This is a genomic window from Pseudomonas brassicacearum subsp. brassicacearum (genome assembly GCF_008801605.1).
Lineage (GTDB): Bacteria > Pseudomonadota > Gammaproteobacteria > Pseudomonadales > Pseudomonadaceae > Aquipseudomonas > Aquipseudomonas brassicacearum.
Genome location: NZ_VZPJ01000003.1, coordinates 511,298 through 536,760 on the forward strand (window position 1 = coordinate 511,298; position 25,463 = coordinate 536,760).

The 25,463-nt window shown below is 57.1% G+C and carries 20 protein-coding genes, 1 rRNA gene and 1 pseudogene; 11 read left to right on the forward strand and 11 right to left on the reverse strand.

Annotated elements, in window-relative coordinates; genetic code table 11:
• Window positions 1-488: 488 nt before the first annotated feature.
• From F7R20_RS10940 to F7R20_RS10950, 3 genes are read left to right on the forward strand one after another with little or no spacing between them, the layout of a single operon-like run.
• Window positions 489-2,327, forward strand: a complete 1,839-nt coding sequence (locus F7R20_RS10940) for an AAA family ATPase (RefSeq protein WP_081352583.1) — start codon at window positions 489-491, stop codon at window positions 2,325-2,327.
• Entirely contained in the window at window positions 2,328-3,212 is an 885-nt protein-coding gene (locus F7R20_RS10945; RefSeq protein ID WP_081352584.1) for an ATP-binding protein, read from the forward strand.
• Entirely contained in the window at window positions 3,209-4,618 is a 1,410-nt protein-coding gene (locus F7R20_RS10950; RefSeq protein WP_151180601.1) for a response regulator, read from the forward strand. Before F7R20_RS10945 ends, F7R20_RS10950 begins: the two co-directional genes overlap by 4 nt.
• Window positions 4,619-4,687: 69 nt before the next feature.
• Here F7R20_RS10950 and F7R20_RS10955 read toward each other — a convergent pair whose 3' ends face one another.
• Window positions 4,688-5,860 carry an SH3 domain-containing protein gene (locus F7R20_RS10955; protein ID WP_162276484.1) on the reverse strand — a complete coding sequence of 391 codons (1,173 nt, stop codon included), beginning with the start codon at window positions 5,858-5,860 and terminating at the stop codon, window positions 4,688-4,690.
• A gap of 1,005 nt (window positions 5,861-6,865) precedes the next feature.
• On the opposite strand from F7R20_RS10955, the gene ggt reads away from it, so the two are divergent.
• Window positions 6,866-8,722: a gamma-glutamyltransferase gene (gene ggt, locus F7R20_RS10960; RefSeq protein WP_050516631.1), complete on the forward strand. Its 1,857-nt coding sequence runs from the start codon at window positions 6,866-6,868 to the stop codon at window positions 8,720-8,722.
• Window positions 8,723-8,893: 171 nt separating this feature from the next.
• Here ggt and F7R20_RS32280 read toward each other — a convergent pair whose 3' ends face one another.
• Complete coding sequence (locus F7R20_RS32280; RefSeq protein WP_370873836.1) at window positions 8,894-9,325, reverse strand: methyl-accepting chemotaxis protein; 432 nt, start codon at window positions 9,323-9,325, stop codon at window positions 8,894-8,896.
• Window positions 9,326-9,433: 108 nt separating this feature from the next.
• Window positions 9,434-10,255 (reverse strand): annotated as a pseudogene (locus tag F7R20_RS32285) (PAS domain-containing protein); the annotation flags it as partial.
• Between the two features lie 169 nt (window positions 10,256-10,424).
• On the opposite strand from F7R20_RS32285, the gene F7R20_RS10970 reads away from it, so the two are divergent.
• The 3 genes from F7R20_RS10970 to F7R20_RS10980 all read left to right on the forward strand — a co-directional run bounded on the left by F7R20_RS10970 (window position 10,425) and on the right by F7R20_RS10980 (window position 13,824).
• The gene (locus F7R20_RS10970) at window positions 10,425-11,843 is read left to right on the forward strand and encodes a short-chain fatty acid transporter (RefSeq protein ID WP_003205576.1); all 1,419 of its coding nucleotides are present in this window, start codon (window positions 10,425-10,427) and stop codon (window positions 11,841-11,843) included.
• Window positions 11,844-11,955: 112 nt separating this feature from the next.
• The gene (locus F7R20_RS10975; RefSeq protein WP_003205578.1) at window positions 11,956-13,116 is read left to right on the forward strand and encodes a hypothetical protein; all 1,161 of its coding nucleotides are present in this window, start codon (window positions 11,956-11,958) and stop codon (window positions 13,114-13,116) included.
• Window positions 13,117-13,296: 180 nt separating this feature from the next.
• On the forward strand, window positions 13,297-13,824 hold the full coding sequence (locus F7R20_RS10980) for an SET domain-containing protein (protein WP_003205579.1): 528 nt from the start codon (window positions 13,297-13,299) through the stop codon (window positions 13,822-13,824).
• Window positions 13,825-13,834: 10 nt separating this feature from the next.
• Here the strand turns inward: F7R20_RS10980 and can are convergent, their stop codons facing one another.
• Together can and F7R20_RS32080 are read right to left on the reverse strand one after the other, a co-directional pair.
• A complete protein-coding gene (gene can / locus F7R20_RS10985) occupies window positions 13,835-14,479 on the reverse strand; it encodes a carbonate dehydratase (protein ID WP_003205581.1) in 645 nt (214 codons plus the stop codon).
• A gap of 5 nt (window positions 14,480-14,484) precedes the next feature.
• A complete protein-coding gene (locus F7R20_RS32080) occupies window positions 14,485-14,613 on the reverse strand; it encodes a hypothetical protein (protein WP_256365268.1) in 129 nt (42 codons plus the stop codon).
• On the opposite strand from F7R20_RS32080, the gene F7R20_RS10990 reads away from it, so the two are divergent.
• On the forward strand, window positions 14,612-15,016 hold the full coding sequence (locus F7R20_RS10990; protein ID WP_003205583.1) for a hypothetical protein: 405 nt from the start codon (window positions 14,612-14,614) through the stop codon (window positions 15,014-15,016). The two genes, F7R20_RS32080 and F7R20_RS10990, sit on opposite strands and share 2 nt — an antisense overlap.
• A gap of 188 nt (window positions 15,017-15,204) precedes the next feature.
• Here the strand turns inward: F7R20_RS10990 and rimI are convergent, their stop codons facing one another.
• Both rimI and F7R20_RS11005 read right to left on the reverse strand, forming a co-directional pair.
• Window positions 15,205-15,657 (reverse strand): ribosomal protein S18-alanine N-acetyltransferase, encoded by a 453-nt coding sequence (gene rimI / locus F7R20_RS11000; protein WP_003205585.1) that lies wholly within the window; start codon window positions 15,655-15,657, stop codon window positions 15,205-15,207.
• Window positions 15,650-16,429 (reverse strand): hypothetical protein, encoded by a 780-nt coding sequence (locus tag F7R20_RS11005; protein ID WP_013694215.1) that lies wholly within the window; start codon window positions 16,427-16,429, stop codon window positions 15,650-15,652. The genes rimI and F7R20_RS11005 overlap by 8 nt, the downstream gene beginning before the upstream one ends.
• A gap of 181 nt (window positions 16,430-16,610) precedes the next feature.
• Between F7R20_RS11005 and mksB the strand changes: the two genes are divergently transcribed.
• The 3 genes from mksB to mksF are packed head-to-tail and all read left to right on the forward strand — an operon-like array spanning window position 16,611 to window position 21,419.
• Complete coding sequence (mksB, locus tag F7R20_RS11010) at window positions 16,611-17,891, forward strand: Mks condensin complex protein MksB (protein WP_013694216.1); 1,281 nt, start codon at window positions 16,611-16,613, stop codon at window positions 17,889-17,891.
• Window positions 17,881-18,582, forward strand: a complete 702-nt coding sequence (mksE, locus tag F7R20_RS11015) for an Mks condensin complex protein MksE (protein WP_003205590.1) — start codon at window positions 17,881-17,883, stop codon at window positions 18,580-18,582. The genes mksB and mksE overlap by 11 nt, the downstream gene beginning before the upstream one ends.
• Window positions 18,579-21,419: an Mks condensin complex protein MksF gene (mksF, locus tag F7R20_RS11020; protein WP_003205592.1), complete on the forward strand. Its 2,841-nt coding sequence runs from the start codon at window positions 18,579-18,581 to the stop codon at window positions 21,417-21,419. The genes mksE and mksF overlap by 4 nt, the downstream gene beginning before the upstream one ends.
• Before the next feature lie 215 nt (window positions 21,420-21,634).
• Here mksF and F7R20_RS11025 read toward each other — a convergent pair whose 3' ends face one another.
• From F7R20_RS11025 to rrf, 4 genes are all read right to left on the reverse strand, one after another.
• Window positions 21,635-23,938 carry a PqiB family protein gene (locus F7R20_RS11025; protein WP_003205594.1) on the reverse strand — a complete coding sequence of 768 codons (2,304 nt, stop codon included), beginning with the start codon at window positions 23,936-23,938 and terminating at the stop codon, window positions 21,635-21,637.
• Window positions 23,931-24,554 carry a paraquat-inducible protein A gene (locus F7R20_RS11030; RefSeq protein WP_013694217.1) on the reverse strand — a complete coding sequence of 208 codons (624 nt, stop codon included), beginning with the start codon at window positions 24,552-24,554 and terminating at the stop codon, window positions 23,931-23,933. Before F7R20_RS11030 ends, F7R20_RS11025 begins: the two co-directional genes overlap by 8 nt.
• A complete protein-coding gene (locus F7R20_RS11035) occupies window positions 24,541-25,200 on the reverse strand; it encodes a paraquat-inducible protein A (RefSeq protein ID WP_003205598.1) in 660 nt (219 codons plus the stop codon). The genes F7R20_RS11030 and F7R20_RS11035 overlap by 14 nt, the downstream gene beginning before the upstream one ends.
• A 148-nt stretch (window positions 25,201-25,348) precedes the next feature.
• Window positions 25,349-25,463 (reverse strand): 5S ribosomal RNA (gene rrf, locus F7R20_RS11040).

The window sequence follows — 25,463 nt, forward strand, 5'->3', positions numbered from 1 at the left end:
CTAGGGGCCGCCCCCTACACGGGTTATCAGACTCGCGAATTTCCTCCAGCTGAGTTTTTTCCTAGGATGTCTGTCTTTTTTTATCTTTGAACCCAACCAACATCGACGATTAAATCACTGTAAAAAACCTAATATTGGTGATTCAGGTTGTCGGAAAAAAAGTTCAAATAACAAAACTCGAAACGACAACTATTTGATTAAATTAGAAAATCCCCCATCCCTAGCGTAATCGGGGCTTAGTCCGTCATGACGCAATAAAAATAAGAAGTAAGAATCGACGTCGTCAGCGGCGGCGGTCAGGAACGTGGAAATCGCCACTGACGACGCTCCGCGTCAAGGAAATCCCCCGAAAATAGGCTAAATTGTAGATCGATCATCCTCCTAAGGTCGAATTCATCCGACCCGAAAAATTGGAGCTAATTTTAACGATAAGATTTACTCGCCTTAAAAAATAGAGCCATACAGATTCCAGCATGGAGCCATAACATATGTACATTGAAAGAGTCCAGATTGAAGAGGGTTTTCTCGATGGGGCGGACATTAACTTCTCAGCAGGGCTAAACGTAATAATTGGAGCTAGAGGCACAGGAAAAACCTCCCTTATAGAACTTATAAGATTCTGCCTCGGCGTTGAGAACAACACATCAGACACAAACAAAAGAAGCAAAGAGCATGCACTCTCTGTATTAGGCTCAGGTCAAATAACCGTTACAGTGAGAGATAACAATAATTCAAAAATTACTGTAACGCGCTCGACAAACGACCCTGCCCCCAGAACCACTGCCCCGTTTCTCAGACCGGTAATTTTTTCCCAGACAGAAATTGAAACTGTCGGACTGGAGGCAGCAGGAAGACTACGCCTAGTGGATGGTTTTGTTTCAAAGCCCGCAAGCGTCGATACCGAAGAGAGGGATTTAATATCCGCTTGCAGAGCTTATACTCTTCAGGTAGAAACGCTGCGCCGCGAAATAGATGACTTGGAACAAGGATTAACCAACCTACCGACATTGCAAAATGAACTTAATCTCCTACAGCCAGCGGAACAAGAGGTCGCTAATTCATCCAAAATACTTAGCAACAAGACAAATTTACTCAACGCACATTCAGCTTCGATTTCCCTTACAGCTGTGTACACCGAGCAAATTGATCGATTAAAAAACGAGGTTGCTGGTTGGTCTCATGAGATTAAACGATCCACTGACAACTCCCCCGTATTACCGGTCAATCTTGACCCTATGCGAGTAGCAACAATCGCTCCCATACTTGACCGAATTAGCGGAGTAAAGGAGAGACTAAGCAAAGAGCTTAGCGAAGCCATCAGCATATATCACTTATTAGCCGAACTGCTTGCCGCTGCTTCAAACGACAAGATACACCTTGAAGACATGGCCCGCCAACTTCGCCAGGAAGTCGAGACAATCCAGACCGGAGCTGGAACTGTTTTACGAAAAGCACAGGAACTCAGAGAACAAATAGCACGATTGCAATCCACCGAAACATACATAAGCGAAAAGAAAAAAATACTATCAGAAATATCAAACAAAAGGTCTATGACACTAGACGCACTAGATGCAATAAGAACCAATCGATTCAATCAGCGCCAAGCAGCTGTTAATCAACTAAACGGGCTCGTCGGACCAAACATAGCAATATCAGTTATAAAGAATGGTCAACACAAAACTTTTGCTAACGCAATCTCTGAGTCTCTAAGAGGTAGTGGATTGCGGTATGCTGAAATTGCTGACGCGATAGCTAAACAGATTAGCCCACGAGCTTTATTAGAGGCAGTGGATTCTTTTGATGTAAATCTGATCGCTACATCAACCGGAATCACCCCTGACAGAGCCTCTAGAATACTGTCACACCTGAAAACTTGCGAAATGGGTAATTTATCCACTACACCAATTGAAGATGAGGTATCGCTTAGATTGCTAGACGGTGGCTATTATAAAGACGTGAGCGAACTTTCCACCGGGCAGCGCTGCACAGTAGTGCTCCCTCTAGTCCTGGCCCATATGAACAGAATGCTGATAGTCGATCAACCAGAAGACCATATTGATAACGCTTTCATAGCAGACACGCTTATAAAAGTAATATTAGCAAGAGGTGGCCAAGGGCAGATCATACTTTCTACTCATAACCCTAATATCCCAGTATTAGGTGGGGCTGAAACGGTGGTTCACCTGGGGTCTGATGGGCGTAGAGGATTTAAACTATCCGCAGGTGGACTTTATGAGATTCCTATTGTTAACGCAATCAGCACCGTGATGGAAGGCGGTGCGCAGGCATTTGAGACCAGGGCGAAATTTTATGGGAGTAACGGTTGAATGACTCGAGATGAGGCCTTTCAAGCACTTGCAAATGCATCGGCTCACTCTAGATTCGAGGCAGTAAGAACCCTTGAATCTCTAGCCCTATCTTCCGATGTTGCTTACCTATTGAAAGCCAAGTCCAAAGAAACCGACTTCTATGTAAACAAAAGACTTCAAATGCTGATTGAAAAAATCAGTCGCGAACCTGCCAGCCAACCCAATGAGGAGGAGGAATATAAAATACCCTTTGAACTACAACTAAAAATAAAATCTGAAGCTATTGAGTGGGTATCAGGCCTACTGTTACACGAAATAGGTTCCAAACTTGGCCTACTTGCTGGAGCGATCGAGCATGAAGTTCCTAACTATCAAGACTCTACTGCCAAACGCAGGATTGAAAGCCTTCAGGATACGTTTGACGGCATTGAACAATTAAAGAAGGCCACTTCAACACCCCGACCAGTGGAAATGGATTTAGCAAATTTTATCGATGAATTGGTCTCACTAGAAACTGAAAACTTTGAAATAGATCATTATTTACTTGGCAGAAAACCTTTAGTCATATTTTGCGACCGAAGCCTGTTAACACTTGCATTGTGCAATGGCGTAAAGAACGCGATAGAAGCCTCCATCTTAGTTGCGGACCATCGTCGCCCGGTAATCACACTAAGCTGGGGTATAACTGATCGAGACTATTGGATAACTGTCACCGACTCAGGGCCAGGAGTTCTAGAAAGCGCGGGCTCTTTTAAATTGGGAGAGTCTTCAAAGCCTGGACATCTTGGATTTGGTCTAGGAATTGCGAAGCAAGCTATGGAGACACTCCGAGGTAGCGTGTCTTTACAAAATTCCGGCGGCGGCGGAACGGTTTATGAACTTAGATGGAGCCTGAGTATATGAACATTTTAATAATAGAAGACGATCCAGACTTCGTGGAGGATATTACACGTAGAGTTTCGGCAATTTGTAGAGACCCTGTATACACAATCACCTCAAGCAAAGACACTGCAATTTTTGAAATTCAAAATAATTTCTTTGATTTAATACTTCTGGATTTACGCATTCCGTCTTTGCAAAATGCCATGGACAGTGATCCAGAAAATGGCAGAGCCGTTTTATATTTTTCTCTAGCTAATGCTCCCGGAACCCCATTATTCATCCTCACAGGCTCATCTGCGGAAGATTTTTTGCCAGAGATCTGGGAACTTAACAGCAAAGTAGATATTTGGGGCCAAGGGGAGCCTCTGCAGATCATTGGTTTCCAGCAAAAACATCGCATTACACAACTTGACGGAAAAATAGCATCCTATATCCATGGATGCGTTAATGCTTGTGACATAGAACTCCATACATCTCAGAATCTTCCCATCCCTGTATCAAGACTGATCAAAATATTTACGAAGACTGTTGGCGGCTGTTTCTGCGCTGTCGAGAACATCCCGGGCGGCTTGTCGGGGGCGCACGTCTTCAGCCTGGTGGTTACCGATGGGCAAGGTGCGAAGATTCATGACGCCATAGCAAAGCTTGGAAGTCGATCAACCATTCAAAATGAAGTTGATCGCTATGACCGTTTTATTGTGCGCTTAGATCCCAGGGCAACACCTAGAAAGCTTCACGTTTTGAATTACGGCGCCCGTGATATATCCGGAGTCTTCTACAGCTTAGCGAATGCTTATACACGCAATGCCTTTTCTTTCATATTAGATCAGCCGGCGCCGCTTATTGAATCAACGATAGAGCTAATGAACAATTGGCGCTCTGCCGCTTACCAGAGACGCTTAACAATAAAAGACATTCGCCGGCACTTTATAAGTGATGAAAAGTTTTCAGACATTCGCAAACTGATCCAACATGCCTGGATAGAAAACTTTGAAGAAAATCTTATACAAGTTAATTGGGGATGCACACACAGCGACTTACATGGTTACAATGTATTGGTGAGTGAGACCCGAGCACCGATACTAATTGACTACGGAGACGTCGCAGAATCCGCATGCAGTGTAGACCCTATAACGTTAGAGCTAAGCTCTATTTTTCATGTTAACGGGCCATTTAAAGATGGCGACTGGCCCTCAGAAGAAACTGCTCTATTATGGGGGCAGGAGGGATACGTTGATGATCTCTGCCCTGCCCCTGAGTTTTTCCACAGTTGCCGGGAATGGGCCATAAAAGCGGCAGTCGGGCGAAGAGAGCGCTCTGCTGTGGCTTACGGCTATTTAGTACGACAGCTAAAGTATACAGACTGCAATCAGTCATTAGTGAACGCGCTGCTTCTAGGCGTCAAACAATTGTATGACGCTACCTGATGACTTAATTTCCTATGCCATAAACGTGCATCAAGAACCCGGCATCCATTCCACGCGGCGGTATTATGCTCACTTGGATATCGGCCGGACAAATTTTCTTGACACCCATCCTTCTATTTCAATTCCTTCATGCTTGTAGATTACGAGTAACCAATCACGATTATCTGAGTCAACCACCTCAAGTGGAGCGAATTTAGGTAGGGTAATAATTACCTCCCTCTTCATTGCTGGGCCTTCTCGAAGATTTACCTTATCTGCTTTAGTCAATCTAATGCTATTTGCAAGTGCTGGCGGCACATCGCATAGCTCACGACGTACAAACTTAAGCGCTTGGGCTAAAGAATCAAACGCACGAAGTCGCAGTTCTATATCGCAGACCGATTCACGAAAATCATTCCACTTGCTTATGCCTTCATATAACAGGTAAAGATTACCGATAAGTAATAAGAGGAGAGCCACAGCAGGTGCAGTTAACCTCTGTTGGCTGCCACTCCCCCCCAGAGCTTGAACAACTTCCGCCTCAATGCCCTTTAGATCAGGGGGATTTTCTGTTAAATCATAAGAGACCTCTTCTTCTCCGTACGTGTCGATCAAAGCTTGAAGTCTTGCATGGTCAATTGACGACAGGCGTTCGAAAATTGGTAGTTGTTGAAGGTTTTCAAAACTACCCAAAACAGATTTCAGAGACGCCGAAAAGCTAAGCGCATCCCTCATTGCGGTCACCGCTTTAACTGACTCAGCTTGAAACATTACTTTATTCAAACTGTGGAGCGATGCAGCGCTTTGTTGCGAAAATGAATAGGCAAGCTTTTCGGACCGCGAAGCCAGTTCCTGGAGCTCGCGTGAAGGCTTCAGCATCTTCTCAGTCGCGAGCAACGCAGCAGATAGTTCCCTAGAGGGCTGAAGCAGACGATCCGTTGCCTCCAAAAACGATTGCATTTGTAAGGAAGGAAGCCTAATCCTTTGTGTTGCTTCCATAACGGCTTGGACAGCCGCCGAGGGCCGAAGCATTTTTTCCATTTTCTCCGTAAGCCTCTGTATTTCCGTTGACTGGCCTATATATCTTTCGATGGATTGAGCAGACAGTTGTATCCCGAGTGTTTGGCAATGTGGCGCATAGCAATTGGGATCATCTGCATTTAAAGACACCGTTGGCGCGGCCGCAGAGGTACTCACCTTTCCTGGGGCTTCAGCATGAATCCCCTCGCTAGGTTGCTTTCCGCTCTTTCTCTCACTGGCCATCAGCCTTCTCTCTCTAACGATTAATAATATTTCGTCGTAGACGGGGACGGAAATTGACATCGCCGACGCGACTTCGAGCAGTATATGCATAGACGTTGAGAATCAGCACAGCAGCTGAAGGCGTGTATCGCTAACTGTATCCCCGAAGTTCAAATGGCCCTGAGCGCCACGGATTATGTGCTATGGTCGAGTCTCCCTCGGCTCCATCTTAAAGAAAGACCTTGAATTCAAGGTCTTTTTTTCGTCTGCAGGAAAGTTGCTTTTCGCGGCTAACGCAGTTCCTAACCAATCCCCACCCGCTTTTGTGGCGAAGGGATTTATCCCCGCTGGGCCGCGAAGCGACCCCAACGACCAAACCTCTGGCATGGAAGAATCTGTGGCCAGTAAGAACCCGTGGCGAGGGAGCTTGCTCCCGCCTGAGCGCAAAGCGCTCACAAAAATGTCACAGCCCCCACCGATGCTCCGCCTTGCGACGTCCAATTGATCCACCGCCCCTCCTCACCCGCTGACAAAGGATGTCGAACTGGGTTGAGCAAAGAGGATCTACAGAGGTGGCACAGAACATCCGAGGGGCGCTGGACATACTGGATGGGAATGCAGGTTTCATCACCCTTGCCCTCACCTCACTGTCGGCAGAAGGTCGGGCAAAGAAATGTCTACCAGGCAGAATGGCAACGCACCACCAACCAACTGGTGGGGCTTTACCTTGCGGGGATACCACGATATCAATAGGCAGAAGCATACGGCGTGTATGCCTACATGTATGCCCAACTGAAAACAAACACAAAAATCCATTTGAATACAGCATCTTACGATATCAGTTCAAATGAATGTGTACCACCAAGTACTAAAAACGGCCTATCGAAAGATAGGCCGTTTTTTTATGCCTCGAGAAAAGTGCCTGTCCTCTCAGGATTTGGTTGCCCCCCTGTGGCGAGAGGCCTTGTTGATTTGCGCCACACGCCTCGCATCGCTACAGTCGATCTCCATACCCCTGGCCCACGGATGGAGCGACACGTGCTTATAGATCTGAAACCAAACCTTCATCGTCTTTCAGCCGTTTCGTTGCTGGCTGTCGCGCTAACGCTTAGCGCCTGCAAGGCCCCGCCCTCCTCCTCCGCCACACCGGCATTGCCCGCTCCGCCGGAAATCACCTCAGGCTACCGCACCGATGTGCAGACCCGTTACGCCGACAAGCACATGGCGGCCGCGGCCAACCCGTTGGCGGCCGAGGCCGGGCGGGAGATGTTGCGACGTGGCGGCTCGGCCATCGACGCGGCGATTGCGATGCAAGCGGTACTGACGCTGGTGGAGCCGCAATCTTCAGGCATCGGCGGCGGCGCGTTCATTGTGCTGTGGGATGGCGAGGCCGTGCGCACCTACGACGGTCGCGAAACGGCACCGGCTGGCGCCACCGAAAGACTTTTCCTGCAAGCCGACGGCAAACCCATGCCGTTTACCGCCGCTCAGATCGGCGGCCGCTCCGTGGGTACGCCGGGGGTGCTGCGCGCCCTGGAACTGGCCCATCGCAAACACGGGCGCCTGAAATGGGCGACACTGTTCGAGCCGGCCATCGCGCTGGCAGAGCAGGGTTTTGCAATCTCGCCCAGGCTGCATTCGTTGATCGCGACCGATCCGTCCCTGCCGGGCTCGCCGGATATGGCCGCCTACTTCCTGAACGCCGATGGCAGCCCGAAAGCCGCCGGTACGACACTGAAGAATCCAGCCTTGGCCGGCGTGCTCAAGCGCATCGCCAAAGAAGGCCCGGATGCGTTGTACAAAGGGCCGGTGGCCGAGGAGATGGTCGCCAAGGTGCGAGGTCACGCCAATCCCGGCAGCCTTTCGCTCAATGACCTCCAGGGCTACGCCGCCCGAGAGCGCGCGCCGTTGTGCTCCGACTACAAGCGCTGGCAAGTGTGCGGCATGGCCCCCCCTTCTTCTGGCGGGATCGCCTTGGCGCAGATCCTCGGGACATTGCAGGCCCTGGAACAACGCGACAGCCACAATGCCCTCGCGCCGTTGAAACCACTCAAGACCGAAAAACCCGCCGGCCTCGAGCCCGCGCCCGAGGCGGCGCACTTGATCGCTGAAGCGGAACGCCTGGCCTACGCTGACCGCGCCCAGTACGTCGCCGACTCGGATTTTGTTCCCGTGCCGGTCAAAGGCCTGGTCGACCCGGGCTATCTGGCCAGCCGCGCAGGCCTGATCGGCGCACGCAGCATGGGCGTCGCCAAGCCCGGGACACCGCCGGGCATTCAAGTGGCCTATGCGCCGGACCGTTCGCCACTGCGCATTTCCACCTCGCAAGTGGTGGCGGTGGATGACCAGGGCGGTGCAGTGTCCATGACCACCACGGTGGAATCGGCGTTTGGCTCGCACTTGATGGTCCAGGGTTTCATGCTCAACAACCAGATGACTGACTTCTCGTTCATCCCTGAAGAAAACGGGCAAAAAGTCGCCAACCGCGTCGAACCCGGCAAACGCCCGCGCTCGTCCATGGCGCCGACGCTGATCTTCGATCGTCAAAGTGGTGAGCTGCTGGCCGCTGTTGGTTCACCGGGCGGCTCGCAAATTATCGAATACGTCGCCAAGTCAGTGATTGGCCTGCTCGACTGGAACCTGGACCCGCAAACCGCCATCAACTTCCCCAACTTCGGCAGCCGCAACGGCCCCACCGAACTGGAAAAGGGGCAGTTCAGCCCGACGCTGATCCAGGCGCTGAAAGACAAAGGCCATGCGGTAAGCGAGATCGACATGAACAGCGGCACCCAGGCGATCGTCCGGGTGCGTGATGCACAAGGGAAAACGTCGCTGGCCGGCGGCGCGGACCCGCGGCGCGAAGGTGCCGCGCTGGGGGATTGAGCGCTCGCCGATCAGGTTGAGTCAGCGTGCAAGGATGTTGAATGTGTGGCCGCCATCGCGAGCAAGCTCGCTCCCACAGGAGGTGGCGGCGAACACAATATCAAGGCTATTCAGGGAGAACTGTGGGAGCGAGCCTGCTCGCGATGGTGGCGGCTCGCTCAGCAGTTTTCCTCAGGTCGATAGCTGGTTGGCAAACTGGCTCACCGCATCGACCACCTTCTTCGCCCCGTCCTGGATCTCGACGATCACCGTGCCCGCCTCGGCGGCCAGGGCCAGGCCGTGCTCGGCCTGGTGCTGACCGTCGGTCATCAGGGCCACGGCATTGCGGGCCATGTCCTGGTTCTGGCGGACCACGCCAACGATTTCATCGGTCGCCTGGCTGGTGCGCGATGCCAGTTGTCGCACTTCATCGGCCACCACCGCAAAACCGCGACCTTGCTCGCCGGCCCGGGCCGCTTCGATCGCGGCGTTGAGCGCCAGCAGGTTGGTTTGTTCGGCGATGCCGCTGATGGTCTTGACGATGGTACCAATCACCAGGGATTGCTCGTTCAACGCCTCGATGCCTTCACCAGCGGTTTGCATGTGCCGGGCCAGGTCGCGCATCACCTCCACGGCCTGGGTCACCACCGTCGTGCCGCGCTGGGCGGTGTTGTCGGTCTGCAGCGAGGTGCTGTAGGCGATGCTGGCCGCATCAGCGACGGCTTTTTCCTGGTTGACCTGGTCGGTGATGTTGGTGGCGAACTTGACCACTTTGTACAGTCGATCGTTGGCATCGACCACCGGGTTGTAGGAGGCTTCCAGCCAGACCTCACGACCGTTGCTGTCGAGACGCTTGAAGCGGCCGGCCACGAATTCACCGCTGTTCAGGCGTTTCCAGAACTGCTGGTAGGCCGCACTGTTGTATTCCTCGGGTTCACAAAACGTGCGGTGATGCTTGCCCTTGATCTGCGCAAGGCTGTAACCCATGGCATTGAGGAAACGATCATTGGCCGTCAGCACGTGACCACCCAAATCGAATTCGATCACCGCCGTTGAACGCACCAACGCACCGATGAGGTTTTCATGCTCGCGAGAGGCCTCGATGGTGCGGGTCAGGTCATTGGAATACATCGAAAAATAGCGGATCCGCCCGTCTGCACCCCGTACAGGCTGGAGGATCGAACGCAGCCAGGCTTCCTGGCCATTGCCTCGCAGCAAGCGCACGGCACCGGAAAAGTGCTCGCCACGGGTCAGCGCCGACTTGAAACGAACCTGGAACTCATTGGATTTCAAATACGCAGGGACCAGTTCATCCACTGGCCGGCCGATCAAGTCCTGGCTCTTGTAGCGCATCTCGTCGAGGAAATTCTGATTGACCGATTGAATCCGTCCATCGGCATCCAGGGTGAGGCCAAGCATTTCGCGATCCAGGCTTTCCTTGACTTGCGCAAGGCTGGACAGTTCTTGGCGAAGAGCCAGCAGCTCCTGCTTCAGGCGGTTGTTGAACATGGGTAGCTCCGACAGCAGGAGAATTAAATGCTGTTCCCTAGCCATCGGCCCGGCGATTTTTTTCTAAAGAGCACCACGAGCCCCTGGTGAAAATATTCCAGGACGCCCTCGAACCCGATAAGCCTCCCATGGTCACTGGATTGTTCTACTGTTGCGCCTGACCTTTGAAGCCTTTGCCATCAATACCCATAACCATAAAAACGAGGTAATTGCCGTGACCACCGACATCGAAGACAGCCGTTCCGCCCGCTTCGCCTTGCGCTGTTCCAGTTTCGCCGAGCGCTGGTTCCCCGACTCCTGGGTCTTCGCCGCGCTGGCGGTGCTGGTGGTCGCCGTGGCGACACAATTCATCGGCGCCACGCCCACGGCGGCAGCCATGGCGTTCGGCGACGGCTTCTGGAGCCTGATCCCGTTCACCATGCAAATGGCCTTCGTGGTGATCGGCGGATACGTGGTCGCCAGCTCGCCACCGGCCGTCAAATTGATTGACCGCCTGGCACGGATTCCGACCAACGGCCGCTCCGCTGTGGCGTGGGTGGCGCTGATCTCCATGGTCGCGTCGTTGCTCAACTGGGGCCTGTCGTTGGTGTTTGGCGGTTTGCTGGTGCGCGCCCTTGCCCGGCGCACCGACTTGAAAATGGACTATCGCGCCGCCGGGGCCGCTGCTTACCTGGGCCTGGGCGCAGTGTGGGCCCTGGGCTTGTCTTCGTCGGCAGCGCAATTGCAGGCCAACCCGGCCAGCCTGCCGCCCTCGATCCTGTCCATTACCGGCGTCATTCCCTTTACCCAGACCATTTTTCTCTGGCAGTCCGGGGTCATGTTGCTGGCGCTGATCGTGATTTCCCTGATCGTCGCCTACGCCACCGCCCCTGGGCCGAACAGCGCCCGTGACGCCGCCGCTTGTGGTATCGACCCCAGTTTCAGCATGCCGGCGTTGCAGCCGCGTACCCGCCCAGGAGAATGGCTGGAGCACAGTCCGCTGCTGATCATCGCCCTGGTGCTGTTGGCGGCCGGCTGGCTGTTCCACGAGTTCTCGACCAAGCCTGCGATCAGTGCCATTTCCGGGCTCAACACTTATAACTTCCTGTTCATCATGCTGGGCGCCTTGCTGCACTGGCGGCCGCGCAGTTTTCTCGACGCCGTGGCTCGCGCGGTGCCGACCACCACCGGCGTGTTGATCCAGTTTCCGTTGTACGGCTCGATCGCCGCGCTGCTGACCACGGTCAAAGGCAGCGATGCCCAGACCCTGGCCCACCACATCTCGACCTTTTTCGTACAAATCGCCTCCCATGACACCTACGCCTTGTTGATGGGCGTCTATTCGGCGGTACTGGGCTTCTTCATTCCTTCTGGCGGCGGCAAGTGGATCATTGAAGCGCCCTACGTCATGCAGGTGGCCAACGACCTGAACTATCACCTGGGCTGGGCGGTGCAAATCTATAACGCCGCCGAAGCGCTGCCGAACCTTATCAACCCGTTCTACATGCTGCCGTTGCTCGGGGTCCTGGGGCTGAAGGCCAGGGACCTGATCGGTTTTTCCTTCGTGCAGCTGCTGGTGCATACGCCGTTGGTGCTGGCGCTGCTATGGGCGCTGGGGACAACATTGAGTTATTTGCCGCCAGTGATGCCATAAAGCCATAAAAAAGGGCCGATATTTCCATCGGCCCACTTCTTCTTCGGCCCGGTCTGTTTCAGTATGGATGCGCCCTGTTTCGAGGGGCCCACACGCTGAAAAGGATCTGAGCATGTCCAAAATCGCCGTACTTTCTTTTGCCGCCCTGGCCTTCAGTGCCGCCGCCCACGCCACCGACATTGACGTACAACTGGGTAGCACCGAACGCGTCACCCGTCTCTTTGCCTTCCCCAATAACTGCAACGTCATCTGCTTTCGCGACTGGACCCTGGAACAGACCGTCGAGCACTACCTGACTCAAAGCGTGCAGCGCGACGGCTACGGCACGGCCAAGGTCCACGTCAAAATCGATAACGACAAGGTCTATGCCAGCATCAGCGGCGTACCGAAGAGCTACGGCCAACCACTCAAGGCCCTGCTCGACGCCGGTGACCTGGCGTACAACGGTGCCTCGAAACTCAACAGCGACAAGAAATGGTCCTACAACTGGTATCTGTTCCTGCCGCTGGGCATGGCCCTGGAAAACCGCAAGAGTGTCGAGTTGCTGCACTTCCCGCCGGACTACTCCCTGACCCAGGCCCAGGACTACCTGGAGTCGGCCACCACCGACCGTTGGGCCACGCTGCTGACCGTCAACGGCATTGCGGTTGAACAGACGCCGGCCTACCAGACCATTATCGACATCGCGCCCATCGCGGCACCGTCCAATGCTGGCAGCACATTGGAAGGGCTCTACAGCTACTTCAACGATTACCAAACCACCATGGTCACACAGGTCACCCAAACCGCCAGCGGCGCCGCATTGCCGATGGTGGCCTTCGGAGCGCCCGTTCGGAACTGGATCAAGACCCAGTACGGCCAGACCGTGAATGTGCTCAGCTTGGCGACCATCACAACCGGCAGCGGGGTCAAGGTTCCGGTCCTGGGCTCCAACCACCCGAGCTATATCTGGTACGCCGCCGACAAGGACAGCTACGACGGTGACGAAGCCAAGGCCGATGCCGCCGGCCTGAAAGTCATGGGCCAGGACCTGAGTGCTTCATGCTGGCAGGCCGGCATGGGCAGCAAGCCAGGCACCGACCCGAGCACACTGCTGAACCAGTGCACGCAAACCTGGCAAGTCACGCAAAAGGAAAAGACCTGCGAATTGTTCTACACCTCCATTCGCAACTTGACGCCGGATGAAGCGGCGAAAAAATGCGAAACACCGGCGATCAAGTCGCAACTTCCACAACTGAAGGTGCCCATGCCACTGCCAGCCGAGGCGGTCTAAACCTTGAGGCGCCTTCCCGCGTAGGCTGGCGCTGACGCGGGGAAGCGCCTTTGGCACCTGTCAGAGTCGACAGTAGATGACGCCCCCGACTTGGGCGAAGCTATCAAGGTTTTTTTCAACGACCGCCGGCAGGATCGCCAGCGCCAGAAAGTCGAGTGTTTAGCACCGACAAGGACTGTCATGACCACGTTCATTACAGATCGCGCCTGTTCACAGCACCGGGATTGCATCTACCCGGAAAAACCACTCAGTACCCGCCTGGGCTACCCCTCGGTGCACGACTTCGAAGTGCGTCGCACGACCGACGGCCGCGGCAACGCCATCATCGCCCGAAAATCATTCGCCCCCATGGAGAGGATGTGCAGGGTTTCGGGGCTGCTGGTGAGCCGACGGCGCCTGCACACGCTGCAGATCCTGCCGGACGTCCACATGTATGACCCGCGCTTCGCCGGATTGCTGCTGCATTCCTGCAACCCGAATGTCTTCCTCGACATGAGCGAACTGTGGCTGTGGTCACTGGCCCACATCGATGAAGGTGACTGCCTGACGATGGACTACGCCAGTACCGAACAGAAACTGTATCGACAGTTCGCCTGCCGGTGCGGTTCACCCAACTGTCATGGCTGGATTACCGGCTATGACGAACCGCCCAATGAGCAGGGAATGAAGTTTCTACGGCACTGGCGCCGACAATGTCACCGCGACTGACGAACCGGACTCAAGGCGCGTCGACCGGACGCAGCCGATACTGTGGCGGCAACTGTTCGAAACCGCTGATCGTGGTGTCCAGGCTCTTCCAGCGTCCATCCTTGATGCCGTAGATGCAGCCATGGATCGACAGTTTCTGCCCGCGATGCCAGGCGTTCTGCACTATGCTGGTATGGCCGACGTTGGCCACCTGCTGGATCACGTTCAACTCGCACAGCCGGTCGACACGTTCCTCCTCGGTCGGCAATTGGCCCAACGCCTCGCGATGTTCGTAGTACAGGTCGCGAATCGAGCGCAGCCAGCCGTCGATCAGGCCCAGTTGCCGGTCCTGCATCGAGGCACGCACACCGCCACAGCCGTAATGGCCTGTGACCAGGATGTGTTTGACCTTGAGCACGTCCACCGCGTACTGGATCACCGACAGGCAGTTGAGATCCGTGTGCAGCACTACGTTGGCCACGTTGCGGTGTACGAACAGATCGCCCGGCAGCATGCCGACGATCTCGTTGGCCGGCACCCGCGCATCGGAACAGCCGATCCACAGGTATTCCGGGGTTTGCTGACGAGCCAGCTTGGAGAAGAAGTCAGGATCTTCCTGCTTGATCGCATCGGCCCAACGCGCGTTGTTATCAATCAGATCTTGTAATTCGTTCATGCTGTCTAGCCTCGATTGAGAGTGCGCAACTGTGACAAACGACCGCCGGTCGAGGTCACGTCGGCGATGCATTGGAATTCCTGGATGCGCTGCCGGTCGACACCAGTAAGGCCCACAGTATGAGGAATTGCCATGAATGATTCACGACGCCCCTTCGATGCGACGCAACCGGAACCCATTGACGACAATGAGGATCGCATGGGCTCGATGCATGAACTGGAGTTCGACGAAGAAGAACCCAGCGCGAAAATCGGTGACGAACTGCCGGAAAACGAACGCGAACACCTGATGCCTCGCGAACGCGTCCGTGAAGCCGGGATGACCGGGGCTTCGACGGATGATCACGAATCGACCGACGACGACATGAGCCCGGAAACCCTCATCCACGAAGACGGCGCCCGGGACGCCCACGAGACCGGGGACGACGAACAGGCAGACTGGGACCTGAGCGTGGTGGATGAAAATGATATTGGCGGGGGCGATGGGCTGGACGAAGCGGAAATGGCGGATATCGATCCGCTGGATGGCAAGCGCTGACCCGACAATCGCCATCGCGAGCAAGCTCGCTCCCACAGTGGTTTTGTGTTTGGCCTCGGATTTAATGTACACCGCCAAGCCCCTGTGGGAGCGAGCTTGCTCGCGATAGCCGTGGCTCAGTTTGCATCAATGTTGGATGTACCGCCGTCTTCGCGAGCAGGCTCGCTCCCACAGGGGGGCGTGGCAGTTCAGTCCACCAAGGTACAAGCCATGACCACCGCATCCTCACGCCCACCCACCGCCGGGTAGTAATCCCGGCGCCGGCCAATTTCATTGAAGCCATAGCGCTCATACAGCCGGAACGCCGTGCGGTTGCTGTCGCGCACTTCCAGGAAACACTCCCGGGCCTCGGCCTTGTAGGCAATCGACATCAAATGTTCCAACAGGCGCAAACCCAGGCCTCGGCCCTGGTTTTCCGGTTTGACGGTGATATTGAGCAGGTGCGCCTCATCCAGGATGATCTGCACCACACCATGGCCCACTTGCTGCTGGCCTTCGAACATCAGCCAGATCTGGTATTTGCCCAGACCGTCGAGAAATATCCCCCGGGTCCAGGGGTGGCTGTAGGCGGCGTATTCGATTTTCAGTACAGCGTCGAGGTCCGCCTCGGTCATCGGGCGGAACGATACAGCGTCACTCATTCGATTCTTTCCAGCGCGCCATCAGCCGGCGCATGGCTTGCCAGACATCAGCCTTGCGCTGTGGCGTTTCCATTAACAGTTCCAACCCGGGCAACGCCCAGGCCGAGCCCAGGCCTTCGACCTGCAATTCACGATTGAACGCTTCGGCATCCGCCTCGCCGGCAAACTTCACCGCCGGCAGGCCGATCAGCCACAGGCACACGCAGGGCTCGTCTTCGAGGCGCGCCGAAACGAACCCCTGGACAAAATCCCGCGCCGCTTCGGGCCCCTGGTCCATGGTGCCGCGCGACAACAGCGGCCAGCGCACCGGTTCGCCAATGATCTGCGGGCTATCCGGCAGACCGGCGGCGCGCAGCATGTCCTTGAGCAGCAAGTAGGCTGGATCGCGGCTTTGAAACGGCTCCCCCGTAGGCAACTCCACCAACAGCAGGCAACGCCCGGCCCGCAGCAGTTGCAGGGCGAAACGCGGCGGCGCGACGTAGGGCGCCTTGGGCGGCGCCTCGACAACTTCTTCCACCGGCTTGGCATTGGTACGGGTCGAGGCCAGGCTCGGACGCGGCACTTCGATTTTTGGTCGTTCGACCACGGGCGCCACCGGCTCGGCAACCGTCTTGGCCTCAGGCGCGGTCACGACCGGCGCGATGTACTCGGGCTCGGGCGTTTCCAGCAGCTCGGGCCGCGAGGGGGCGGCGAACGGCAATTCGGTACGCGGCAGCCAGTTGACCACCTGCATGGCGGTCAGATAGGCGCGGCGACGGGACTCGATAAGCAAGGGTCGGCCACTTGTGGATAACTGAAAGTGGGAGGGATTCTACCGCCCTTCGAGGCGGATCGCTTCCCTGTTGAGCCAATAGTTGATCGATAGCAAACGACAGTCCGTCCAAGGGGTGAATCGCAACCGGCCCGATGCAGTACAATCGCCGCTTTTAATTGCCAACCCGACGGCCATTGCGATGATCGAACCCAAGCGCGTCTTGCGCGCCCTCGCTGAACACTGGGCATTGCTGGAACCTTTGTGCGAGCACTTCGACCAGGGCACCCTGAGCCTCAACGAATTGCGTTCACAGCTGGCCGCCCAACAACTGGACAGCACGCCTCAGGACATCACAAGCCTGCTGGATGTGTGGATCCGCCTGGACATCCTCGTACCGGTGGCGAAAAGCCCGAACCGCTTCGAGCTCAACGCCCAGATCCATGACTTCCTCGCCTACCTGCGCCGCGAACACCGCCTGGGCCTGTGCCTGGAGATCGAAGCCTACCTGCGCCACCTCGAGCGCCTGGCCGGCTACATCCAGGACGCCTTCGACATTCGCGACGGTAACGACCTGGCCCGCCAACTGCGCCTGCTGGACATGCGCGTGCGCGACGTGCTCAAGAAACTCGCCAACGACGAACAGGCCCTGGTGGCCGTCGCCGAACGGGCCAAGACCAGCGACCGGCAGATCCCGCTGCGCCAACGCTATGCCGAAGTGCTGGCGACCTGGGACGAATACGTCGAGCCGATGATCCAACTGGTGAACGCCGACGGCGCCTTCGAGCAAGGCGTGCGCAAGGTCGAGAACGTGCTGTTGCGCATGCTCACCGAACAGCAGCGCCTCGGTCACCTGGTGGACGACGACATGCTGCTGCGCACCCACGCGCGCATTCTCGAGATGCAGACCAGCGCCCAGTTGACCCTGCGGCATGCCCGTGAACTGCTCCTGCCACTGCGCGAAGAGGCTCGCCGGCACAACGCAGTGACCCGTGGCGCGGCTTTGGCCCTGGCGGCCATTCGTCGCAAAGGCATCGATGCCGTGCCGCAGGCCGCCATGCCGATGTTTACCCGGCCGCAAAGCACGTTCCTGGGCAGCGCCAGCCAGGTCGAAGCCTATGTCTATGCGCTGGCCCGTTTCGAGCCGAAACCGGCGCGCTTCCCCAAGTCCCACAAGACCCACAAGGGCGGCGAGGCACCGCGTGCGCCACGCACCGTGCGCGAGATGGTCGAGCGTTGCGAAGACGCCCTGCCGATGCCGGACCTGATGAGCTGGCTGCTGGAACAGGAACCGGACGGCGCCACCGACGAATTGCTGTACTGGTTCTCGCGCCTGTCGCGGGAAAAACGTTTCAAGCGCGAGCGTCTGGAACGCCGCGACTATCACACTCACGAGCATCAGGTCAGCCTGCGCTCCTTCGCCCTGCTCTCGGCCGGCGACACCGCCGCCGAGGATTCTGCGAGCATCCCCCATGCATCTTGATCTATCCGAACTGTCACAGCTGGCGCCGATCTTCCGCGAGCTGTTCAAGGGCTACCACGTCAGCCGCCGCGACCCGGAGCTGTACGCACAACTGTCGAACTTCCAGGACCAATACCGCACGCTGTTCAAGGCCCTGGGCTTCGAACTGGTGTGCGATACCCGTGGCTTCTATTACTTCGTGCCGGACCTGGCCGCCGCGGCGGTGAACAAGACCGCCCAGCGCCTGGCCCTGTTCACCTTCATCCTGGTCGAGCATCTGGCCGACCAGGGCCGCGACCCGATTGCCGTGCTCGACGGCGGCAGCCTGGGCCGCGATGAGCTGCCGTCGCTGCTGGAAAAGTACCGCGACCTGTTCATCCAGGCCGAAGTACAGACCCAGGAAGAACTGGAAGAGAAAATCATGCGACGCATGACCCAACTGGGTTTTGCCAGCGAAGAAAACGGCGTGTACCGCTTCCTGCCGCCGATGCATCGCTTCCTCGACGTGTGCCTGTCGGTCCAGCAGGACCGCGACCTGGCCGCCAGCCTGCACAGCGTGCTGCCGTTGCCGGTGCCCGTGCTGATCGACGAAGACAGCGACGAAAAACTGCTGCAGACCGATGATCCGCTGGACCTCAGCGAATTTGAAGGTGAGAGCGAAGAAGACGCACTGGCCCGCGCCATTGCCGAAGAACAGGAGACCGACGCATGAGCAAGGAACGCTACGGCATCCGCCGCTTTGCCCTTTTGAACACCGCCGGCTACAGCCTCGGTCTGTTCCCGCTGGAAGAACCGCTGTCGGTCTATGGCGCGAACAACCTCGGTAAATCCGCCTCGATCAACGCCTTGCAGTTCCCGATCCTGGCGCGCATGTCGGACATGAGCTTCGGCAAGTACAGCCTGGAACAATCCCGGCGTTTCTACTTTGCCTCGGACACCAGCTACATCCTGGTGGAAGTCGCCCTGCCCCACGGCCCACACGTGATTGGCGTGGTCGGTCGCGGCCCTGGCGGCGGTTTCGGTCACCAGTTCTTTGCCTACGCCGGCAAACTGGACTTGGCCCACTATCAGAAAAATGACACCTGCCTGCGTCAGAAAGAGCTGTTCACCAACCTGGAGCGCGAAGGCCTGAAAGCCTACGAACTCAAGCCGGATGAACTGCGACGCCTGCTGGTGGGTGGCCACACCTCGATCCCGCTGGACCTGACGCTGATCCCGCTGCGCTCCACCAGCGAGCAAAGCCTCAAGACCTTCCGCGCGCTGTTCATCAACCTGCTGCACATGCGCGAAATCACCGCAGCCAAACTCAAGCAACTGTTCCTCGACGCGTTCGAGCACAGCCTGCGTTCCGGTAGCGTGGACTACATCGCCGCGTGCGAAGAAGCCTTCCGCGACGTACGCCGCATGGAGCAGGACTACAACTCCCTGGTGGCGGCCGGTCCGCTGGTGGAAGCCCTGGCCAATGGCGTGAAGCAGCGCGATATCCTGCGCGGCAAATTGCATCGCCTGTCGCCATTGCTCGACTCATTGCTCGGCACCTGGTCGGACTACGCCAGTGCGCGCAAGGAAGAGCTGACCATCCAGGCCGAACACTACCGCAACGAACAGGATTCGCTGCAGAACGACCAGCGCGGCGGCACTCAGGAACTGATGCGCCTGGAGCGGGAAATCAGCGGCATCCAGCGTTGGCTCGGCGAACTGTCGGTGCTCAAGCATCGCTTTGCCCTGGTGGATGACGTCAAGGTCCTGGAGCAGCAACTGCTCGCCGCCAAGGACGCCCACGACGAACTGGCCGGCGCCCTGGCCCAGTCCCGGCAGTTCAGCGCCGAGGACCTGGAGGAGCGCCTGCGGGACCTGGAAAAACGCCTGAAGTCGGTCAAGCAGCAACTCGATCACGCCGACAACAACAGCTATGCCCGCCTGCGGGAAGAGTTCTCGCAGCAGGACGTCGAACGCCTGATGCGCCTGTTCAACAGCGCCCTGTTCAGCCTGCCGCTGGGCGAACACGGCATCGCGCTGGACGAGAATGGCGAGTGGGTCAAATCCATGGAGCTGATCCTCGACGGCTTCAAAGGTGAGCGTTTCGAAGTGCCGGGCCTGTCTATCGACCTGTCCCACATCGAACCGCCTGCCCTGCAAGCCCTGGCCGACCGCGCCGCGCTGCGCGACCAGAAAGAACGCCTGGAAAAAGAACTCAAGCAGCTCAAGACCCAGCAAGCCGTGGCCGCCGACCGCGCCGCGAGCAAGACCCAGACCGAAGCGCTGTACCAGCAGGTCCTCGATGCGCAGAAAGCCCTGGAAGACTTCCGCCGCAGCCAGACCCTGAGTGCCGAAGAAGGCGAGAAGCTCGAGCAACTGGCGCAGATGGAAGCCGCCCAGGACGAACTCAAGCGCTCCAGCGATGCCTTCACCGAGCGTGTCCAGCAGCTGTCCGCCAAGTTGCAGTTGGTGGGCCGGCAGATCGCCGACATGGAAGCCAAGCAACGCACCCTCGACGATGCCCTGCGCCGTCGTCAATTGCTGCCGGCGGACCTGCCGTTCGGCACGCCATTCATGGACCCGGTCGACGATTCCATGGACAACCTGCTGCCGCTGCTCAATGACTACCAGGACAGCTGGCAAGGGCTGCTGCGGGTCGACGGCCAGATCGAAGCGCTGTATGCCCAGGTGCGCCTCAAGGGCGTGGCCAAGTTCGACAGCGAAGACGACATGGAGCGACGCCTGCAACTGCTGATCAACGCCTATGCCCACCGCACCGACGAGGCCCTGACCCTGGGCAAGGCGCGCCGTGCGGCCGTGACCGACATCGCCCGGACCCTGCGCAACATCCGCAGCGACTACGACAGCCTCGAACACCAACTGGCGCTGTTCAACCGCGAGATCAACAAGCGCCAGGTGTCCAACCTGCAGAGCTTCCGGATCGTCCTGGCGCCGAACAAGGAAGCGCTCAAGCACATCGACCAGATCATCCACAGTGCCGGCCAGTACGAGGAAGGCGAGACGCTGTCGGTGTTCGACCTCAGCCAGAGCGCCGAGCAGGACAACAAGAACGAAGAAGCCAAGGAATACCTGGCGCGGCTGGTGGCGGCGAACCACAACCAGCTCGGCCTCAAGGACCTGTTCGAACTGGCGTTCGAGATCACCAAGGTCAACGGCCAGCCAGTGATCCACACCGACATCGACGGTGCGGCGTCCAACGGCACCACCATGACCATCAAGGCGCTGACCAACATGTACTTGTTGCTGCACCTGATGGACCGCGAACAGGCCGGCCGCGTGCGTCTGCCGTACTACCTGGACGAAGCCGCGGACATCGACGAGAAAAACCAGGCCGCCCTGCTGGAGACCAGCCTGCAACTGGGCTTCGTGCCGATCCTGGCCAGTGTGAAGCCGCAAGTCTGCGCCAGTGTCGCCATTGACCTGGAAGGTGGCAGCGGCCCGAACGGCATCTACATCGACGAAGCGGACTGGAAGTACATCCGCCGTCACGATGCGGTGAAGGCCACGGTGAATGTCCAGGCCGACGAGCCGGAGCTGGATCCGGTGTGAGGTGAATTACCGGGGCATGAAAAAGGCCGCGATCCATTGGATCGCGGCCTTTTTTATTGCGCTGGTTTTGAGTCGTCAGTGCAACTGATGGCCTCATCGCGAGCAAGCTCGCTCCCACAGGTTTGGCGTCGTTCATGGCAATCAAGTACGACATTCATCCATTGTGGGAGCGAGCCTGCTCGCGATGGCGTCAGAACAGACTAACGCCACTCCAATCACTTACCGAGACTGATCTTCGGCGCCCAAGTCAGCCATTCATCTTCAAACTTATCGAACAGTGGGAAAGTCTGCTCCGGTCGAGCCGGATTGCCCATTCGTTCGCCATCCGGCGTTGCGAACGCAATGCCGCCCTGGATAAGCGTTTCAAGCGACTCGGTGCGCACCGTCGCGCCCTTGAACAGACCAAAGTCCAGACCGAAACCACTGCTATTCCAGAAACGTGTGCCGCTGCGCACCAGCGGCGCATACTTGGGCTCGATCAGGATATGGATCAGCACCCGGTCCGCGGTCTGGCCCAGTTCATAACCGGTGACCTTGCCCACCGTAATCTCGCGATAGGTCACCGGTACGCCGATCTTCAACGAACCACGGCGGGCCGCGCTCAGCACCAGGCTCAGTCCTGCTTCGGGCACAGCGCTTTCCGGTGGGTTGGCCAGGGCCACGAAGCTTTTCTGCGGCCCGAGGTTTTTCGCCGAAGGCTGCACTTCAATGTATTGGCCGGTTACCAGCGTTTCCAGGTTGGAGGTCTTCATCAACCCCAACTCCGGCTTGACCACCCAGAACTGGGACCCGACCCGGGCGATGCGCTCCGGCACTTCGGTGATACGCGCCGTGAGCAGCACCGATTGCATATCGGCGCTGAGATCAACATCCTCGATCTTGCCCACATCCAACCCTTTGAACCGGATCGGCGTACCACTGCGCAAACCATCGGCGCGATCGACCTTGATCGTGACCTCAGTGCCTCGCTGTTGTGCGGCTTCGTGATCGGCGAACAGGCGGAAACGGGGGATGCGTCTTTTCAGCGGCACATTCGGTTCCGGAGTTTCGAAGGCAATCCCACCAGCCATCAGGCTTTGCAGGGACTCGCTCTTGACCTGGATCCCGCCCGTCAAACCTCCCGTAAGCGTGATACCACTGGCGTTCCAGAAACGTGTCGAGCCGTTGACCAGCCCTTCGTACTCCTTCTCGATGTGCACACCAATGATCAGCTGCTTCTTCTTGCGGGAGAACTGATAGCTCTGCACCGACCCGACCTTGACCTGCTTGTAGAGGATCGGACTGCCGACCTCCAGCGATCCGAGGTTTTCGGTCAGCAGGACCAGGTGCAGCCCCGGGGAACGCAAGTCCAGTGGTGGAGCTTTTGCCCGGGCTTCGAACTCCCGTTGCGGCGCGCCGCCCTTGTCACCCGGTCGCACGGCAATGTAGTTGCCCTTGACCAACGCTTCCAGGCCGGTGATACCCGCCAGCGAGATCGATGGCTTGACGACCCAGAACTGCGTGCCGGTTACCAGGTAATCTTCGGCCAAGGGGTCCAGGGTCAATTCAGCCGTGGCGCTGGCCAGGTCCGGATCGACCTTGAGGTTCTTCAGGCTGCCGACCTGGATGCCTTTGTACATGACCGGCGTACGACCGGCCTGCAACCCTTCGAAATCGCTGAGCTTGACCTTCACTCGAATGCCCGCCGCAGCGGCGTCAAAGTCTTCGTAAAGACGGAACGGCAGGCTTGGGTCCGTCGGCGGGCTGTCCTTGCGGCTTTCCGGCGTGGCGAAGGCAATCCCTCCGGCCACGATGCTGGCCAGGGACTCGCTGCGCACTTTGACGCCCGAGAGGTTGGCATCGATGCTGATGCCACTGGCATTCCAGAAACGCGTGTGTTTGCGCACCAGGCTGGCATAGGTCGGCTCGATGAAGATTTTGATCTCGACCTTGCTCTGATCCTCCGACAGCAGGTAGCTCTTCACCTGACCGACCTGAATCTGTTTGTAGAACACCGGGCTGCCACGGTTCAGCGAACCCAACCGATCAGCCTTGAGGGTCAAGTGCAACCCCGGCTTGGCATCCGACAGCGGCGGCTCTTCGGCCAGGGCCTTGAATTTACGGGCCGACTCCCCTTCACCTGGGCTGATAGCCACATAGTTACCCGAGACCAGGGTTTCCAGGCCAGTGATCCCGGCCAGACTCACGCTCGGCTTGACCAGCCAGAAACGTGTTCCGGTCTTGAGGTACTGCTCGACGTCCTTGTTCATCTCGATGGTCGCGACCACCCCCTTGGAGCTGCCTTCGTCATCGAGGGTAAGAGCCGTCACTTTGCCGACCGTCATCCCTTTGTAGACGACTTCGGTTTTGTTGACCTGGATGCCTTCTCCGCTCTCAAAGCGCACATTGATCTCGATTCCGGTCTCGTTATAAGCCCGCCAGCCGAGCCAGCCGCCGATGATCAAGGCAATCAACGGCAGGACCCAGATGGCCGACCAGTTCGAAGCCGGTCGAGTTTTAGCGGTAGGCAAATCAGTCATGGTCGTCATCCGACTCCGTGTTATCCCAAATCAGTCGGGGATCGAAGGTTACTGCGGCAATCATTGTCAAAATCACTACGCTGGCAAAAGCGATCGCGCCGAGACCGGCTTCGACACTGGCGAGCCGTCCGAAATTCACCACGGCCACCAAAATGGCGATCACGAAAATATCCAGCATCGACCAGCGACCAATGAACTCGATGAAACGGTACATAAGGATGCGTTGCTGCGCCGACATAGGCTGATGCCGCTGAACGGAAAACAACAACAAGGCGATGCCCACCAGTTTGAAAGTGGGTACAACGATGCTGGCGATGAACACCACGGCAGCAATAGGAATCATGCCGTGTTGAACCAGCTCGATGACGCCGGCCATGATGGTACTCGGGGCGCCCTGGCCCAGCGAGTTGATAGTCATGATCGGCAACATGTTGGCCGGAATATAAAGAATCGCGGCCGTGATCAACAATGCCCAGGTCCGCATCAAGCTGTTCGGGCGACGGGGGTGAACCAGCGCGCCGCAGCGAGTACAGGTTTGGTTATCGGCCTCAGCATCCTGCCGATTCAACTCGTGGCACTCCGTACAGATCAGAATCCCTGCATCAATCGCCCGCATGGGCATCTTCTCCTGATAACGCCTGCCAGATCTGATGGGGTGACATCACCACCTCCAGCCAGACCTGGACCAGCAACAAACTGATGAAGCACACCAGGCCAAGGCCTACGGTGATGGCCGCCATGTCTGCCAACTTGACGATGGCCACCAGCACCCCCATGAGGTAGACCTCAAGCATCCCCCAGTCTCGTAGATGGTGATAAATGCGATACAGCAACAAACCGTAACTACGGCCAAAGTCCAAGCGAATGGACAACAGCACCACCAACTGACAAAGCAACTTGAGTAGTGGAATGCCCATGCTGCACAGGAACACCACTGCCGCGATGCCTTGCATACCGGTATCAAACAGCCCGACCACCCCACTCCAAACGGTGTCCTGGGAGGACTGCCCGAGCAGATTGAGTTCCATGATGGGTAAGAAGTTGGCCGGCACATATAACAGCAGGGCCGCGATAACCAAGGCAAGGCTGCGTTCAACTACATTGTGCCGGTGAGCATAGAGCTCATAGCCACAACGGCGGCACTCGGCTTTTTCACCATGGGCCAGCTGAGGCTTGCGCATCAACAGGTCGCACTCATGACACGCCACCAGATCGCTCAGGGGCAGATCTGACAACCTATCAATGTCTGACGGATCGGGCATAAACAGCTCTGGCTCAGCTAAGGTGGGGCTATTCTAGTGCTCCGGCTCGGAAATAACTGTGCAAATTTATCACGAGCTTTCGCAGACTTTCCTGGGGGCAAAAACAAAACCCCTACCTGCATCAGCAGATAGGGGTTTCGGAATTTAATCTTGACGATGACCTACTCTCACATGGGGAAACCCCACACTACCATCGGCGATGCATCGTTTCACTGCTGAGTTCGGGATGGGATCAGGTGGTTCCAATGCTCTATGGTCGTCAA

Excerpts from the sequence above, each read along its gene's own strand:
- mksE (WP_003205590.1), top strand. The coding sequence starts at position 17,881 with ATGCATCTTGATCTATCCGAACTGTCACAGCTGGCGCCGATCTTCCGC.
- F7R20_RS32280 (WP_370873836.1), bottom strand. The coding sequence starts at position 9,325 with ATGCGCGACCTGGCCCGGCACATGCAAACCGCTGGTGAAGGCATCGAG.
- rimI (WP_003205585.1), bottom strand. The coding sequence starts at position 15,657 with ATGAGTGACGCTGTATCGTTCCGCCCGATGACCGAGGCGGACCTCGAC.
- F7R20_RS11035 (WP_003205598.1), bottom strand. The coding sequence starts at position 25,200 with ATGCCCGATCCGTCAGACATTGATAGGTTGTCAGATCTGCCCCTGAGC.
- F7R20_RS10945 (WP_081352584.1), top strand. The coding sequence starts at position 2,328 with ATGACTCGAGATGAGGCCTTTCAAGCACTTGCAAATGCATCGGCTCAC.
- F7R20_RS10980 (WP_003205579.1), top strand. The coding sequence starts at position 13,297 with ATGACCACGTTCATTACAGATCGCGCCTGTTCACAGCACCGGGATTGC.
- mksB (WP_013694216.1), top strand. The coding sequence starts at position 16,611 with ATGATCGAACCCAAGCGCGTCTTGCGCGCCCTCGCTGAACACTGGGCA.
- F7R20_RS32080 (WP_256365268.1), bottom strand. The coding sequence starts at position 14,613 with ATGGCAATTCCTCATACTGTGGGCCTTACTGGTGTCGACCGGCAGCGC.
- can (WP_003205581.1), bottom strand. The coding sequence starts at position 14,479 with ATGAACGAATTACAAGATCTGATTGATAACAACGCGCGTTGGGCCGAT.
- F7R20_RS11030 (WP_013694217.1), bottom strand. The coding sequence starts at position 24,554 with ATGCGGGCGATTGATGCAGGGATTCTGATCTGTACGGAGTGCCACGAG.
- ggt (WP_050516631.1), top strand. The coding sequence starts at position 6,866 with ATGGAGCGACACGTGCTTATAGATCTGAAACCAAACCTTCATCGTCTT.
- mksF (WP_003205592.1), top strand. The coding sequence starts at position 18,579 with ATGAGCAAGGAACGCTACGGCATCCGCCGCTTTGCCCTTTTGAACACC.
- F7R20_RS10975 (WP_003205578.1), top strand. The coding sequence starts at position 11,956 with ATGTCCAAAATCGCCGTACTTTCTTTTGCCGCCCTGGCCTTCAGTGCC.
- F7R20_RS10955 (WP_162276484.1), bottom strand. The coding sequence starts at position 5,860 with ATGGCCAGTGAGAGAAAGAGCGGAAAGCAACCTAGCGAGGGGATTCAT.
- F7R20_RS10990 (WP_003205583.1), top strand. The coding sequence starts at position 14,612 with ATGAATGATTCACGACGCCCCTTCGATGCGACGCAACCGGAACCCATT.
- F7R20_RS11025 (WP_003205594.1), bottom strand. The coding sequence starts at position 23,938 with ATGACTGATTTGCCTACCGCTAAAACTCGACCGGCTTCGAACTGGTCG.
- F7R20_RS10940 (WP_081352583.1), top strand. The coding sequence starts at position 489 with ATGTACATTGAAAGAGTCCAGATTGAAGAGGGTTTTCTCGATGGGGCG.
- F7R20_RS10950 (WP_151180601.1), top strand. The coding sequence starts at position 3,209 with ATGAACATTTTAATAATAGAAGACGATCCAGACTTCGTGGAGGATATT.